General features: G+C 63.6%; 13 protein-coding genes. 2 read left to right on the top strand and 11 right to left on the bottom strand.

The genetic code is table 11. The annotated features are described in order from the left end of the window. Positions 1-31 precede the first annotated feature (31 nt). Positions 32-805, top strand: coding sequence for a DUF4239 domain-containing protein (locus YH63_RS12685; protein ID WP_046827288.1), 774 nt, complete (start codon positions 32-34; stop codon positions 803-805). 3 nt (positions 806-808) lie between these two features. Here the strand turns inward: YH63_RS12685 and murB are convergent, their stop codons facing one another. The 3 genes from murB to YH63_RS12670 form a co-directional block, all read right to left on the bottom strand. Continuing rightward, positions 809-1,732, bottom strand: coding sequence for a UDP-N-acetylmuramate dehydrogenase (gene murB / locus YH63_RS12680; protein WP_137325190.1), 924 nt, complete (start codon positions 1,730-1,732; stop codon positions 809-811). 2 nt (positions 1,733-1,734) lie between these two features. Next, positions 1,735-3,141, bottom strand: coding sequence for a UDP-N-acetylmuramate--L-alanine ligase (gene murC / locus YH63_RS12675; protein WP_046827290.1), 1,407 nt, complete (start codon positions 3,139-3,141; stop codon positions 1,735-1,737). 151 nt (positions 3,142-3,292) lie between these two features. Further along, positions 3,293-4,486: an MFS transporter gene (locus YH63_RS12670; RefSeq protein WP_046827291.1), complete on the bottom strand. Its 1,194-nt coding sequence runs from the start codon at positions 4,484-4,486 to the stop codon at positions 3,293-3,295. A 111-nt stretch (positions 4,487-4,597) separates the two neighbouring features. Between YH63_RS12670 and YH63_RS12665 the strand changes: the two genes are divergently transcribed. After that, positions 4,598-5,503: a LysR family transcriptional regulator gene (locus YH63_RS12665; protein ID WP_046827292.1), complete on the top strand. Its 906-nt coding sequence runs from the start codon at positions 4,598-4,600 to the stop codon at positions 5,501-5,503. A 127-nt stretch (positions 5,504-5,630) separates the two neighbouring features. On the opposite strand, the gene YH63_RS12660 is transcribed toward YH63_RS12665, so the two are convergent. From YH63_RS12660 to ftsL, 8 genes are all read right to left on the bottom strand, one after another. Beyond that, on the bottom strand, positions 5,631-6,731 hold the full coding sequence (locus YH63_RS12660) for a UDP-N-acetylglucosamine--N-acetylmuramyl-(pentapeptide) pyrophosphoryl-undecaprenol N-acetylglucosamine transferase (RefSeq protein WP_170978689.1): 1,101 nt from the start codon (positions 6,729-6,731) through the stop codon (positions 5,631-5,633). 15 nt (positions 6,732-6,746) lie between these two features. Beyond that, positions 6,747-7,898 (bottom strand): putative lipid II flippase FtsW, encoded by a 1,152-nt coding sequence (gene ftsW / locus YH63_RS12655; protein WP_046827294.1) that lies wholly within the window; start codon positions 7,896-7,898, stop codon positions 6,747-6,749. A 266-nt stretch (positions 7,899-8,164) separates the two neighbouring features. Continuing rightward, on the bottom strand, positions 8,165-9,562 hold the full coding sequence (gene murD, locus YH63_RS12650; protein ID WP_046827295.1) for a UDP-N-acetylmuramoyl-L-alanine--D-glutamate ligase: 1,398 nt from the start codon (positions 9,560-9,562) through the stop codon (positions 8,165-8,167). Positions 9,563-9,566: 4 nt separating this feature from the next. Next, positions 9,567-10,652 carry a phospho-N-acetylmuramoyl-pentapeptide-transferase gene (gene mraY, locus YH63_RS12645; RefSeq protein WP_046827296.1) on the bottom strand — a complete coding sequence of 362 codons (1,086 nt, stop codon included), beginning with the start codon at positions 10,650-10,652 and terminating at the stop codon, positions 9,567-9,569. 11 nt (positions 10,653-10,663) lie between these two features. Beyond that, a complete protein-coding gene (locus YH63_RS12640; protein WP_046827297.1) occupies positions 10,664-12,100 on the bottom strand; it encodes a UDP-N-acetylmuramoylalanyl-D-glutamyl-2,6-diaminopimelate--D-alanyl-D-alanine ligase in 1,437 nt (478 codons plus the stop codon). Continuing rightward, positions 12,097-13,545, bottom strand: a complete 1,449-nt coding sequence (locus YH63_RS12635) for a UDP-N-acetylmuramoyl-L-alanyl-D-glutamate--2,6-diaminopimelate ligase (RefSeq protein WP_046827298.1) — start codon at positions 13,543-13,545, stop codon at positions 12,097-12,099. Before YH63_RS12635 ends, YH63_RS12640 begins: the two co-directional genes overlap by 4 nt. Positions 13,546-13,627: 82 nt before the next feature. Continuing rightward, positions 13,628-15,370: a peptidoglycan D,D-transpeptidase FtsI family protein gene (locus YH63_RS12630; RefSeq protein WP_046827299.1), complete on the bottom strand. Its 1,743-nt coding sequence runs from the start codon at positions 15,368-15,370 to the stop codon at positions 13,628-13,630. Beyond that, positions 15,367-15,777 carry a cell division protein FtsL gene (gene ftsL, locus YH63_RS12625; protein WP_046827300.1) on the bottom strand — a complete coding sequence of 137 codons (411 nt, stop codon included), beginning with the start codon at positions 15,775-15,777 and terminating at the stop codon, positions 15,367-15,369. Before ftsL ends, YH63_RS12630 begins: the two co-directional genes overlap by 4 nt.

Genomic DNA, 15,777 nt, shown 5'->3' with positions numbered 1-15,777 from the left:
GCCAATCGTCATCAAAAAGAAGGCCATTTCCATGATCAGAGCCTGGCTCGACATGTACCCCGCCGGGATCTTCCTCGTCCTGATCGGTCTGTATTTCGGCGTAACATTGCTGCTTGGGGCACTCACATTTTGCCGTCCCTTTGCCCGGTCCGTTCAGTCGCTGACAGGCGTCGTCGCGCCCTTCTTCAGCGGTGTCGCCATCCTGTTTGCTTTGCTGACCGGTTTTCTCGCCAGCGACGTCGCCGAGCGCGGGCGGCAGGCCTACCGCATTGTGCATGCCGAGGCCGGCGAACTGCGCAACATCCATACGCTCAGCGTCGCGTCGGTGTCGGACATGCGCACCATTCGCGCCGCGCTCAAGACCTATGTGAACTCCGTGGTCACGGAAGAGTGGCCGGCGATGAATGCGATGCGCCTATCACCGTCCACGGCGGCCGCCTATGACAATCTGCTGCGCGAAGTCAGCATCCCGTCCATTGCAAAAGAGTCCGGGCAGGCGGTGCAAACCGCGCTGCTCACATCTGCGGTACGCGTCGGCACCGCACGCAGCGATCGCCTTTCGCTGTCGGGCGACCAGACCAACGATCTGAAATGGCTTGTCGTGATCGCGCTCGGCCTGATTACGCAGGTTGCGATCGCCCTTGTTCATCTGGAGCGCCCGCGGGCCTTTTTTGCATCGCTGGTGGTGTTTGCGACCGCGGCCGTGGTGACGCTCGGCATCCTGGCGCTTCAGGAATATCCGTTCGACGGCGCGTTTCAGGTGTCGCCGGCGCCGATCAAGGCGCTGCAGTCGCTGAGCGACTGAGGCTTACGCACGCTCCAGCCCGATCCGCTTGATCTCCCAGTGCAGATCGATGCCGGAATTTTCCATCACGCGCGTGCGCACGGCTTCACCGAGCGTTTCGATGTCGTGACCGGTCGCCTCGCCGGTGTTGATCAGAAAATTACAGTGCATCTCCGATACCTGCGCGCCGCCGACGCGAAAGCCGCGCATCCCCGCCGCGTCGATCAGTTTCCACGCGCTGTGACCCGGCGGATTCTTGAACGTCGATCCGCCGGTCTTCTCGCGGATCGGCTGCGCGGTTTCGCGGTGGTTCTGAACCTCGGCCATACGGGCGCGGATCGTCTCTGGATCGGTGACGCGTCCCCGGTACAAGGCAGAGGTGAAAATCACCGACGTGTCGATACCTGAATTGCGATAGACGAATTTCATATCGGCATTCGAGAACGTGACCTTCTCGCCCGCGCGCGTGACGCCCCTCGCCTCCACCAGAACGTCCTTGGTTTCGCCGCCGTTGGCGCCGGCGTTCATGCGCAGCGCACCGCCGATCGAACCGGGAATCCCGAAATAGAACTCAAGCCCGCCGATGTTGGCGGCGGCGGCGGCTTCCGCGACGCGCTTGTCGAGCGCGGCCGTGCCCGCGCGAATGGTATCGCCCTCGGCTTTGGTTTCACCAAAACCCCTCGGAGAAAGGCGAATGACGACCCCACTCACGCCGCCGTCACGCACGATCAGGTTCGAGCCGACGCCCACAGTATAAACGGGGATGTCCTGCGGCAACTTCGACAGGAAGTAAGCAAGATCGTCTTCGTCCGCCGGCGTAAACAGGATCTGCGCCGGGCCGCCGACGCGAAACCATGTCAACGGCGCGAGCGATTCATTTGCCAGCAACCGCCCGCGCAGATCGGGCATCGCGGATTTCAGATCAGCGCTGATGTCGGGGAAGGTCACACTTATTTCCCCAGCGCCTTCAGTTCGCCCGGCAGCGCGTAGGCCCATTGCGTGATGTTGCCCGCGCCGAGGAGAACAACAAAATCGTCCGGCTTCGCGATATCGCGCACCAGCGGCGCAAGCTTCTCAGGTCCTTCGAGCGGAATCACCTCGCGGTGGCCGTGCGCGCGCAGGCCAAGCACGAATGAATCGCGATCGATGCCCGCGATCGGGTCCTCGCCGGCCGCATAGATGTCCGCGACAACGACAGTATCCGCATCGTTGAAGCAGGTGCAGAACTCCTCGAACAGCGACTGCAGGCGCGTATAGCGATGCGGCTGCACCACGGCGATGACCTTGCCCTTGGTCGAGTCGCGCGCCGCCTTGAGCACCGCGGCGATTTCCACCGGATGATGGCCGTAGTCGTCGATAACGGTGACACCGTTCCACTCGCCCGTTTTGGTGAAGCGCCGCTTCACGCCGCCAAATCCGGCAAGCGCCTTGCGGATCGCCTCATCCGAAATGCCGATCTCGTGCGCTACGGCGATCGCAGCCGTCGCGTTCAGCGCGTTGTGACGCCCCGGCATCGGCAGCACCAGATCGGAAATCTCGTAGGCGACGTCGGTTTTGCGGTGGCGGAACGCAACCTTGAACTTCGAGCCGCCACTGTACGGCACGAGATCGACAAGCCGCGCGTCGGCCTGCGGATTCTCGCCGTACGTGATGATGCGACGGTCTTCGATCTTGCCGACCAGCGCCTGCACCACCGGATGGTCGGTGCACATCACCGCGAAGCCGTAAAACGGCACGCCCTCAACGAAATCCTTGAATGCTTCCTGCACGGCATCGAAGGTCTTGAAGTGATCGAGATGTTCGGGATCAACATTGGTGACGATGGCGACATCCACCGGCAGCTTGAGGAACGTGCCGTCGCTCTCGTCGGCTTCCACCACCATCCAGTCGCCTGCGCCGAGCCGCGCATTGGTGCCGTAGGCATTGATGATGCCCCCGTTGATAACGGTTGGGTCGAGCGCGCCGGCATCGAGCAGGGTCGCGACCATTGAGGTCGTCGTGGTCTTGCCGTGGGTGCCGGCGATGGCGATGCAGCTTTTGAGCCGCATCAGTTCGGCCAGCATTTCGGCACGACGCACCACGGGAACGCGCAATCCGCGCGCGGCGATCAGTTCCGGATTGTCGCGCTTGATCGCGGTCGAGACCACCATCACGTCCGCGCCGTTCACGTTCTCGGCCTTGTGGCCGATGCTGATCTTGATGCCTTTGTCGCGCAGCCGGGTGACGTTGGCGTTTTCCGAGGCGTCCGAGCCCTGCACCGTGTAACCGAGGTTGCACAGCACCTCGGCGATGCCGCTCATGCCGATGCCGCCGATACCGACGAAGTGAATGGGTCCGATCTCGCGCGGCAGTCTCATAAAAATTCTTCCGGTCATTGGGGATGCGCGGCCCGGCCCGGGCATCCAAGGCGTCCTTCAAACAGACGACGCTGGCCGGGACAAGCCCGGCCAGCTCAGAAAAATAGCACGATTCTTTTCAAATCAGGCCCGAAGGAGCCGAATCCACCGGTTACTCGGCGGCTTCGGGGCAGGCCGCCACGGGAACCAGCCGGGCCTGCCGCGAATCGAGCCACTGGTTGAACAACGCGAGCGCCAGCGCCGCCAGCGGCACCAGTCCCGCGATCCAGGGAATCGCACTCAGCCCCGGACCATGATCGATCACCGCGCCGCCGAGCCACGCACCGATGGCGTTGCCCAGATTAAATGCCGCGATGTTGAAACTGGACGCCAGCGATTGCCCCGCGCCGGATGCCTTCTCCAGCACCCACATCTGCAACGGCGGCACGGTGGCGAATCCCGCAGCACCCAGCAGGCCGACGAACACCACGATAGCAACCTGGTTATGTGTGGCGAAGGTCATCAGCACGAGCACGACGGCGAGGACGAACAGCGTGCCGAACAACGACGGCATCAGCCATTTGTCCGCGAACTTTCCGCCGAGGAGATTGCCGCCGACAAGACCCGCGCCGAACACCAGAAGAATCGGCGAGACGGCGGCGTCCGGGAAACCCGCAAGCTTGGTCAGCATCGGCGCGATATAGGTGAACACCGCGAACACGCCGACCCAACTCAATACAGTGGTCAACAAGCCAACCAGCACCGAGAGCCGGCCCAGCACGGCGAGATCGTCGCGCAGCGATGACGGTTCCGGCGCGGCCCTATCTTTCGGCACGAATGCAGCAATGATCGCGAACGCGACAACGCCGACCGCCGTCACCGCCCAGAAGGTCGAACGCCAGCCGAAGCCCTGCCCCAGCCACGTTCCAAACGGAACGCCGAGAATGTTCGCCACCGTGAGGCCGGTGAACATCACGGCGATGGCCGAGGCTTTTTTGTTGGGTGCGACAAGCGTGGTGGCAACCACCGAGCCAACGCCGAAGAACGTTCCGTGCGCGAACGCCGTCAGCACACGTGCCGCCATCAGCGTCCAATAATCGGGGGCGATGGCGCACGCGGCGTTGCCGATGGTGAAGACGGCCATCAGCGCGAGCAGAACGGTTTTGCGCGGCCAGCGCGCGGTCGCGATGGTCATGACCGGTGCGCCGACCACGACGCCCAGCGCGTAGCCCGAGATCAGCAGGCCTGCGGACGGGATGGACACGCCCAGATCAGCTCCGACCTGGATCAGCAGGCCCATGATGACGAATTCAGTGACGCCGATTCCGAAAGCGCCGGCGGTGAGCGCGTAGAGTGCGAGTGGCATGGTGGGTCCTCAGGCGAATCCGGCCAAGCGCCGGTATTCACGAGAAGTGGACGCAAAGCCATTCGTGAACTAGACTTGCCTAAGTAACAATATTTGTGAATTGAAGTCACAATGTCACGACAGGACGTCAACCGATCCGGCGAGATGGAAGTGTTCGCCCGCGTGGTCGAAATGGGCGGATTTTCCGCGGCGGCACGCGCCTTCCGCATGAGCCCGTCGGCGGTGAGCAAGCTGGTGGCGCGGCTGGAAGCGCGGCTGGGCGTGCGCCTCATCAACCGGTCGACCCGCAAGCTGCAACTGACGCCGGAAGGCAGCGCCTATTACGACCGCAGCGTCCGCATTCTCGACGACATCAACGCGGCGGAACACGAAGCTGCCATCGGCGCGATTCCGCGCGGCCGGGTGCGCGTCAACACAAGCGTGCCGTTCGGGCTGCACTGGCTGCTGCCGCTTCTGCCCGGATTCCTCAAACTACACCCCGGCGTCAGCGTCGACGTGGCTCTGACCGATACGGTGGTGGACCTGATGGAAGAGCGCGCGGATATCGCCATTCGCGTCGGCCCCTTGCGCGAATCCCGTTTGCTTGCGCGCAAACTCGGCGAGAGCCGCATGGTCGTGGTCGCAGCACCCGCCTATCTCGCGGAGCACGGAACGCCGCGCACGCCAGACGATCTTGCCAAACACAACATGCTCGGCTTCTGCTTTGCAAAACAGATCGACGGCTGGCCGTTTCGTGACAGCAGTGGAGGCATCGTCTCCGTGCCGCCAGTCGGCACCGCGCTGGTTTCCGATGGCGAGGCCATGCAACGGCTAACGGTTGCCGGCGCTGGCCTGTCCCGGCTCGCCCGCTTTCACGTCGATGCAGATATCAAGGCGGGACGACTGGTGCCGGTGCTCGAAGACTTCAATCCGGGCGACCTTGAACCAATACATGCCGTGTTCGTCGGCCATGGCGGACAATTGCCCGCGCGGGTGCGGGCGTTTCTGGATTATCTGGTGGAGAACGTGAGGCTGTGAGGTGTCTGCGGTCTGATTCAATCGTCATGGCCGGGCTTGTCCCGGCCATCCACGTCTTGCTTGCACAAAGAATGAAGGCGTGGATGCCCGCGACAAGCGCGGGCATGACGGCTGATAAATCTCTAGGCTAGACCCCGGCGACCCTGACCATCAGATCGGCGAGACGCTCCGCGGCATCGAGCTTGCCGACCGTGCGCGCGCCGGTGGCCATGGCGACCAGCCGCGCGGGATCGGCGGCAAGCGCGGAAATTTCCGCTGCAAGGCGATCAGGCGTGAACTCGGTCTGGGGAATGCGGATCGCGCCACCGGCTTTCTCCAGCACGCCCGCGTTGGCGTGCTGGTCCTGATCGATCGCGCCGGGCAGCGGCACCAGAATCGAGGGACGTCCGATCGCTCCGAGCTCGGCCACGGTCCCCGCCCCCGAACGCGATATCACCAGATGCGTGGCTGCGAACCGCACCGGGAGATCGGCGAAGAAAGGCGCCAGCTCGGCCTCGATCTTGAGCCGGTCATACACCGCGCGCACACGCGCCTTGTCCTCGTCACGCACCTGCTGAACCAGACTGATCCTGCGCCACAGCGCCGGCTCCAGCCGCTCGATCGCCGCTGGCACGATGTCGGCCATCACACGGGCGCCCTGACTGCCGCCGACCACCAGCAACCGCAACGGACCCTCGGCATCCGGTGCAACATACGGCACGGCCGCAGCGGCGAGAATCGCAGGCCGCATCGGTGTGCCGGTGACGGTCGTCTTGCCCGCAAGCGCCGGATCGCGATCCAGCACACCCGGCAGCGACGTCGCAATCGCGCTGACTCGCGTCGACAGCAAACGGTTGGCGCGGCCGAGCACGGCATTGGAATCGTGAATGACTGTCGGAATTCCGAGCAGCTTCGCCGCGATCAAGGGCGGCAGCGTCGGATAGCCGCCGAAACCGACCATGGCCTTCGGCTTCCGCCGCAACAGCAATGCGAGCGACATTGCGCCACCGGCGGCGAGCAGCGTGCCGGTCCGCGCCAGCGCCCACGGCGTGCGCCCGCGCACGGTTTCGCTCGGCACCACATCCATCATGTCGCGCGTGAACATCCCGCCATAACGCAACGCGCGGGAGTCGGTCATCAGGCGCACGTGCACGCCGCGCTTCATCAGCGCGACGCCCAGCGCCTCGGCGGGAAACAGGTGACCGCCTGTTCCGCCAGCCGCCAGCATGATGAGAGGCCTGTCAGACATCGAAATACTCGCGGGTCACGCGAAGCTGTGCGCGGCGTTGGCAGCGCTGATGGATTCCATTTCGACGCGCGGCCGCTGCCGCGTCAAGGCCAGCAGCATGCCGACGCCGTAAGCCAGCGAGATCATCGACGATCCGCCATACGAAATGAACGGCAGCGTCATGCCCTTCGCCGGCATCAGATGCAGGTTCACCGCCATGTTGATCGCAGCCTGGATGCCGAACATGATCGCAAGACCTGCAGCCGCGAAGCGCGCGAACAGATCCTCGCTGGCATAGGCGCGCGACAACGCGCGGATGACGATGAAGGCGAACAGCGCGAGCAGCGCGAGACACAGGATGATTCCGAATTCCTCGGCCGCCACCGCGAACACGAAGTCAGTATGGCTGTCGGGCAAAATGCGCTTCACGGTGCCCTCGCCCGGCCCCTGCCCGAACCAGCCGCCATGCGTGAAGGCTTCCATCGCAGTATCGACCTGGAAGGTGTCACCTGATGATGGGTCCATGAAGCGCCTGATGCGACCCGCGACATGGGGCACCGTCAGGTAAGCGCCGAACAATCCGACCGCGCCCGCGCCCATCAGGCCGAACACCCAGATCATCCGCATCCCGGCGATGAAGAACAGCGCGCCCCATACCATCAGCAGCAGCATGGTCTGGCCGAAGTCGGGCTCCAGCACCAGCAGCGTAACGGTCATCAGCAGAAGTCCGAGCGCCATCGACGTCGCAGGCATTTCGGGCCGCTTGGCGGATTCCGCGAACAGCCATGCCACCAGCACCACGAACGCGGGCTTGAGGGATTCGGAGGCCTGAATGTTAAGGCCGAGAATGGTGATCCAGCGCTTCGCGCCCTTCACTTCGGGTCCGAACAGCAGCGTCGCCATCACCAGCACGATGCTGATCGTAAACACGATCAGCGCACTGCGGCGGACTTGCCGCGGCGACAGGAACGAAACGCCCAGCATCACGACCAGCGACGGCAACAGAAAGAAAACATGCCGGTTGAAGAAGTGAAACGGATCGAGGCCGATGCGCGCCGCCACCGGCGGACTCGCAGCCAGCGACAGGATCACGCCGCCCAGCATCAATGTGATGAACGCAGCCAGCAGCAGCCGATCCACGGTCCACCACCATTCGCTCAAAGGCGTGCGTTGCTCACGGGAGATCATGTGCGTGTCCTGCGCAAAAGATTAACGGGGTATTACTCACCCATCATGGTTTCCGGAGGGTTAAAGATGGACGGATACGAGAAAAAATCTCGTCAAAATGTATGGAACGCTGGCGGCGGCCATTGCCACTGTCATTGCGAGGAGCCCTCGCGACGAAGCAATCCAGTTTTTTCTTGTGACGCTGGATTGCTTCGCGGAGCCTGTCATCGGGCGGCGCTTTGCGCCGACCCGTTGGCTCGCAATGACGGAGAGAATCCCTTTGCGCCCTAAGCGGGCGTCAGGCCGCCGGGCAGCGCGGTGGCGACGTCGCGAAAGCGGTCGCCGCGCTTCTCGAAATTCGGAAACTGGTCGAACGACGCGCAGGCCGGCGACAGCAACACCACCGGCTCGCTCAAGCCGGACGCTTCGGCGTCGCGCGTGGCGTGCGGCACGGCGTCTTCCAGAGTCTTGCTGATCTCATGCGGCACGTCGCCGAGCGTTTTCGCGAACTCTTCCGCAGCCTCGCCGATCAGATAGGCTTTGCGGATGCGCGGGAAGAATTCGCGCAGGGATTCGATGCCGCCGGTCTTGGGCTTGCCGCCCGCGATCCAGAAAATATCCTTGAACGAGGACAACGCGCGGGCCGCGGCGTCGGCGTTGGTGCCCTTCGAGTCGTTGATGAACAGCACGCGGCCATGGCGGCCGATCTGTTCCATGCGGTGAGCCAGTCCGGGAAAAGTGCGCAGTCCCTGCTGCAGCACGTCCGCGCCTACGCCGAGCGCCAGCACCGCAGCCGACGCACACGCCGCGTTCTGCGCATTGTGCAGGCCGCGCAGCGAACCGATCTCCGCGACGCTGGCGATCCGCGACCGCGCGCCGCCATCGACGCGGACGATGGTGTCGCCTTCGAGACAGATGCCGTCGGCCACCGGATGCTTGACCGAAATGCGAACGACGTTCTTGCCCGCCTGCGCCACACGGTCGGCAATCGCCGCGCACCAGTGATCGTCGACGCCAATAATGGCGGTGCCATTCTGCTGCACGCCCGCGACCAGACGTTCCTTCACCGCCGCATAGTGTTCGATGGTGCCGTGACGGTCGATGTGGTCTTCGGTGAGGTTGAGCAGGATGCCGACGGACGGATCGAGCGAGGGCGTGAGATCGATCTGATACGACGACATCTCGATCACATGGACGCGGCCTTTCGCCGGCGGCTCCAGCGAGAGGATAGCGGTGCCGATGTTGCCGCCCATCTGCGTGTCGTAGCCGGCCTCGCGCATCAGATGCGCCACCAACGCAGTGGTGGTCGACTTGCCGTTGGTGCCGGTGATGGCGACGAACGGTGCATCCGGCGCATGACGTTTGCGCTCGCGGCAGAACAGTTCGATATCGCCGATCACCTCGACGCCTGCGTCCTTCGCGGCCAGCACGGTCCAATGCGGCTGCGGATGGGTCAGCGGCACGCCGGGCGTCAGGATCAGCGCCGCGAAATTTGCCCAGGAAACCGTGCGCAGATCGGCGGTGATGAAACCCGCCTTCGCCGCTTCCGCGAGCTTTGCCGGTGTATCGTCGCTGGCGATGACTTCCGCGCCGCCGGCTTTGAGCGCATGACAGCTTGCCAGCCCCGATCCGCCAAGGCCGAACACCGCAACCGTCTTGCCCGCGAAGGAAGTAACAGGCGTCACGCGCTCACCGCAGCTTCAGCGTGGAAAGACCAGCCAGCGCCAGCATCACCGAAACGATCCAGAACCGGATCACGATCTGCGGTTCGGTCCAGCCCTTCTGTTCGTAGTGATGATGGATCGGCGCCATGCGGAAGAACCGCTTGCCGGTGAGCTTGAACGACGCCACCTGCACAATGACGGACAGCGCCTCGACCACGAACAGGCCACCGATCACCGCCAGTACGATCTCGTGCTTGGTGGCGACTGCGATTGCACCGAGCATGCCGCCGAGCGCGAGCGATCCGGTGTCGCCCATGAAGATCGACGCCGGCGGCGCATTGAACCAGAGGAAACCCAAACCCGCGCCAAGCACCGCGCCGCACAGCACCGCGAGTTCGCCGGTGCCGGGGACGTAGCGGATCTGCAGATATTCCGAGAATACGGCGTTGCCGACAAGATAGGCAATCATGCCGAAGCTCGCCGCGGCGATCATCACCGGCACGATGGCGAGGCCGTCGAGGCCGTCGGTGAGGTTCACCGCGTTGCCGGCGCCGACGATGATGAACATGCCGAACATCACGTAGAACCAGCCGATGTTGAGCATGAAATCCTTGACGAACGGGATCGACACCGCCGTGACCGACCCGCTGCGGCCGAACCAGACGATGCAGGCGCAGGCGATCAACGCGATCAGCGCTTCCACCGCGAGGCGCGAGCGTCCGGAGAATCCCTTGTCGGTCTGCTTGGAAACTTTCAGGTAGTCGTCATAGAAGCCGACGAAGCCGAAGCCGAGTGTGACCAGCAGCACGATCCAGACATAAGCATTGCGCAGGTTGGCCCACAGCAGCGTCGCGACGATCAGGCCCGACAGGATCATCAGGCCGCCCATGGTGGGCGTGCCCTTCTTGGTCACCAGATGCGTCGGCGGACCGTCGGCGCGGATCGGCTGACCCTTGCCCTGCGCCAGGCGAAGATGATCGATGATCCACGGCCCGAACAGGAAGACGAACAACGCGCTGGTGACCATCGCGCCGCCGGTGCGAAACGTGATGTAGCGGAACACATTGATGCCGGGGATCGTGCCGGCGAATTCAGTCAGCCAATAAAACATTTCCAATTGCCTTATAGTGCGACGCCGTCGAGCGTGGCTTTTTCCGGAAAGCGCTTTTGCAGTGCCGTCACAATCAATTTCATACGCGAACCAAGCGAACCCTTGACCATAATGGCGTCGCCAGCGCCGATAGCAGAAATCACCTGCGGCTCAAGTGCAGCCGAGTTATCGGCATAGCCGCCCTTCTTCGTGGAAGGAAGGGCTTCCCACAAGTTGTGCATCAATGGACCACAGCAAAAAACCGCGTCGATCCCGTTCGCTTTAATAGCTTCGGCAAGGCCGCGATGCAGATCGGGGCCGGTTGCGCCGAGTTCCAGCATATCGCCAAGCACCGCAATGCGCCGCCCGCGCGGACCGACGGTCGCCTGACCGAGCACCGTGATCGCTGCCGCCATTGACGCCGGATTGGCGTTGTAGCTGTCGTCAATCAGCGTTGCTGTTCCTTCGCTCAAAACCAGTTGCTGCCGCACGCCGCGCCCTGTCGCGGGCTTAAGCTGTGCCAGCGCCAGCGCCGACAGTGCGAGATCAGCCCCAGCGAGCGAAGCCGCCGCCAGTACCGCGAGCGAGTTCATCACCATGTGGCGTCCGGGCATCCCGATCTTGTAGGTGATGTCCTGATCGAGAATGCTCGCACGCACCGCAGAACATGCAGCATGCAGCGACACATCGATCAGCCGTGCATCGGCTTTCTCGTCACTGCCGAACGAAACAATGCGTTCGATCTTCTGTGCCTTGGCGCTCTTGCTCAGGCGAGCGAACTGCGCGTTGTCGCGGTTGAGCACCACCGCGCCGCCGGGCTCGATGCCGGCAAAGATCTCCGCCTTGGCGTCGGCAATCGCCTCGATGCCGGAGAAGAATTCCAGATGTACGGGCTCGACCGTTGTGATGATCGCCACATGCGGCCGCACCATTTTCACCAGCGGCTCAATCTCGCCCGCATGGTTCATGCCGATCTCGAAGATCGCAAACTTTGCTGACGCCGGGCAACGCGCCAGCGTCAGCGGCACGCCCCAGTGATTGTTGAACGAGGCGACCGACGCATGGGTCTCGCCCTGGCCGCCGAGCACCGCGCGCAGCGCTTCCTTGGTCGAAGTCTTGCCGACCGAACCCGTCACAGCGATCACCTTCCCGCCGAGACGCGCCCGCGACGCTCGCCCGAGATCGACAAGACCTGCGAGCACATCATCGACCACCAGCAGCCGCGCGTCGGCTGCGAATTTGTCCGCGTGGGTCTTCGCGACAACGGCGAGCGCGGCACCATTGTTCAGCGCAGCCTCAACGAAATCGTGGCCGTCGTGAACGTCGCCCTTGATCGCGAAATAGGCCTCGCCCAGCGTCAGGGTGCGGCTGTCGATGGAAATGCCCGTGACATCATTCGGCAGCGCGCCGCGCCTTGCGGCACGCATCGCTTCTGCCATCGCAGCACTCGTCCATAATGCCGTGCTCATGCCGCATGCTCCGCCAATGCCGCCATAGCGGCTTCGTGATCGCTGAACGGCAACACTTTATCTCCCACAATCTGTCCGGTTTCGTGACCCTTGCCCGCGATCAGCAACGCATCGCCCGTCTGCAGGCCCGCAATGGCAGCACGGATCGCCTCGGCACGATCCGCGATGTCCCTGGCCCCCTTCGCAGCCGCCATGATGGCGGCGCGGATGGAGGCGGGATTTTCAGAACGGGGATTGTCGTCGGTGACAATCACCGTGTCCGCGTTCTCCGCAGCGATCGCGCCCATCAGGGGCCGCTTTCCGGCGTCGCGATCACCACCCGCGCCGAACACCACGACGAGCTTGCGCTTGGTGTAGGGCCGCAAGGCTTCCAGCGCCTTCGCCAGCGCATCCGGCTTGTGTGCGTAGTCCACAAACACCGGCGCGCCATTGCGCTCACCGACCAGCTCGAGCCGGCCCGGCGCGCCTGCGAGATGTTCCAGCGCCGCGAAGGCGCGATCCGCATCCCCGCCTGTCGCAATCACGAGTCCCGCCGCGACCAGCGCGTTCTCGATCTGGAATTCGCCGACCAGCGGCAGCCGCACCTGATGGCGCTTGCCGTCATGCTCAAGTGTCAGCTTCTGCGCGAAGCCGTCCACCGCCGCATCAACGAGCTTGATGCCTTCGCCGTTGCGACCGACCGTCACAATCCGCAGCTTGCGAATGCGCGCGGCAGCGATCACCGCCTGCGAGTGTTCATGATCGGCAGCGATCACCGCAGCGCCGCCATCAACGATCAGATCAGTGAACAGCCGCAGCTTGGCCGCGAGATAGTGTTCGACCGTCGGATGGTAATCCATGTGGTCGCGCGACAGATTGGTGAACCCGCCGGCGCTGACGCGCACGCCGTCGAGCCGATGCTGGTCGAGGCCATGCGACGACGCTTCGAACGCCAGATGTGTCACGCCCTCGCCCGCGATTTCGTCGAGCGAACGATGCAGTGCAATCGGATCGGGCGTGGTCAGTGAGCCATAGATCGTGCGTTTCGGCGAAACCAGCCCGATGGTGCCGATGCTCGCGGCGGCATAACCAAGGCGCTGCCAGATCTGCCGGGTGAACACCGCCACCGAGGTCTTGCCGCTGGTGCCGGTAACGGCGGCAATGGTGGCGGGCTGACGTGCATAGAACCGCGCGGCGGCAAGCGCCAGCGCGCGGCGCGGATTCGGCACCGCAACGAACGGAACGCGGTTGTCATTCTCGGGAATGCGATCGCTGACAACCGCAGCAGTGCCGGAGGCAATCGCCTGATCGATGAAGCGCGCGCCGTCGGTCTTGACCCCGGCCAGCGCGAAAAACACGTCGCCCGGCTTCACCACACGGCTGTCCACGGCGAGGCCAGCGACCGCAACATCGGCATGTTGCGCGCCGATCACGGCGTCCCCGCTGAAAAGGTCGCGTAGTTTCATTTCACCCCGGTACATCTAAGCATGCGCGTATTCTAGCCGCAAAACCGGTGCCCACTTTTGCGGAATACGCGCAGCCGTGCGGTTACCGGCTTTCCTTCGATGCCGCAAGAATAAGGCGCTCGGACGGCGGCAAATCGAACCGCGGCGTCATCCCCAGCAGCGGGGCGATCCGCTCGATCACCTTGCCGCCGGTCGGCACGGCGTTCCAGCCCGAAGTAATAAAGCCGTGGGTTTCCGGTAGCCCCTTCGGCTCATCCAGCATGATCAGGAGCTGATACTGCGGATTGTCGGCAGGCATGATCGCGGTGAAGGAATTCAGCACCTGCTTCTTGGAATACCGGCCGTTGACGACCTTTTCCGAGGTGCCGGTCTTGCCGCCGACATAGTAACCCTTGACGTCGGCCTTGCGCGCCGTGCCTTTTTCCGCGTTCAGCCGCATCAGGTAGCGCATGCTGTTACTGGTCTCAGGCTTGACCACCTGCTTGGCGACCTGCATCGCATCCTCGCGCGACCGCTTCAGGAATGTCGGCGGAATGAGATAACCGCCATTGATCAGCGCATTGATGCCCATCACCGCCTGCAGCGGCGCGACCGCCATACCGTGACCGAACGCAATGGTAATGGTGTTCAGTTCGCTCCAGCGCTTCGGCACCAGAGGCTCGGCGCTCTCCGGCAATTCGGTACGCAGCCGCGAGAGCTGACCAAGTTTGCGCAGAAACGCCTTATGCGCTTCGACGCCCATCGACAGCGCGATGCGTGCGGAGGCGACGTTGGAGGATTCGGTGAACACCTCCCACATCGGAACCGAACGTCCGAGATTGTGGGTGTCGTTGATCCTGAACTTGCCGTACACTAGCGGTGCGCGCGCATCGTAGAGTGTGTTGATGGTGGCGCGGCCGGAATCGAGCGCCATGGCGAGCGTCAGCGATTTGAACGTCGATCCCATTTCAAACACGCCGGTGGTCAGGCGGTTGATGCGGGTCGGGTCGTTAGCCTCGCGCGGGTTGTTCGGATCGTAATCAGGCACCGAGACCATGGCGATGATCTCGCCGGTATTCACGTTCGAGACCAGACCCGCGGCCGCCTTCGCCGAGTATTTGTCCTTGGCCTTCAGCAGTTCATCGCGCAGCGCATGTTCGACGCGCAGATCGACTGCGAGCTGAACCGGCTCCTGCTGCCGGTCGGTCGCGAATCCGGCGCGATGCAGATCGGCAAGTCCGTTCGAATCGAGCCACTTTTCGATGCCCGCGATGCCCTGGTTGTCGATGTTCACGTGGCCGATCAGATGCGACACGATGGGGCCGCTCGGATAGACGCGCTTGTTCTCACGCAGGAAACCGATGCCGGGAATGCCGAGACGGTAAATGTCCTTCTGCTGCTGCGCCGTGATTTCGCGCTTCAGCCAGACAAAGCCCTTGCGCGACGACAATCGGTCGCGCACCTCGCCCGCATCGACATCCGGCAGCGTCGCGGTCAGCAGCTCGATCGCCTCGTCCTTGTCGATGATGCGGCGCGGCTCGCCGAACAGCGACGGCGTCTTGACGTCGGTGGCCAGGATCATTCCATTGCGGTCCAGAATGTCAGGCCGGGCGGTGGCGATGGCGTCCTGCGATGCCGTGCGCCGCGTGCCGTGGCCGTCGCCGCCGACAGCGAACATCACGAGGCGGCCAGCGATCACGGCGTAGACCAATGAGAACGCGATAATCGCAAGGCCCACGCGCGCGCGTGCCTTGGCCGAGCGATCGACATTGCGCCCATAGAGCAGCGTGCGGATCAGCCGCTGGCGCCAGGGTTCTGCAGGTCGCTTGGGCGCCTGATCTGTCATTGCGCGCCCTCCGGCTGGGGAATCGAACCGGTGAGCGTTTCGTCCTGCGACGCGGCGGCGGCAAGCGCCTCCAGATCGACGCTTTCGATGATTGTGCCGATCGGGTCGGGATCGCCCGGCTTGACGAAGCTCGGCGGACGCGGCGGCAGATTCTTCAGCGAATCGAATTGGATCGCTTCGATCGGGCGCAGCGAAAGGTGGCGCGAGGCCAGTTCCTGCAATCGCTTCGGCGATTCCAGCTTGGCCCATTCCGCTTTTAGACTCGCAATCGAATCGCGCTGCTGGCGGATGTCCGCGCGCAGTTTCAGAACGCGCTCGGTCCGCACGGTCGATTCCATTTTGATCCGGTAGACATAGGCCGCGGCGAAGACCAGCGCGCAGATGACGAAGAGGTGGACGAAGCGCAT

This window comes from Afipia massiliensis (genome assembly GCF_001006325.2).
In the GTDB taxonomy this organism is placed as follows: domain Bacteria; phylum Pseudomonadota; class Alphaproteobacteria; order Rhizobiales; family Xanthobacteraceae; genus Afipia; species Afipia massiliensis_A.
This window is presented reverse-complemented; position numbering and strand designations above follow the sequence as displayed.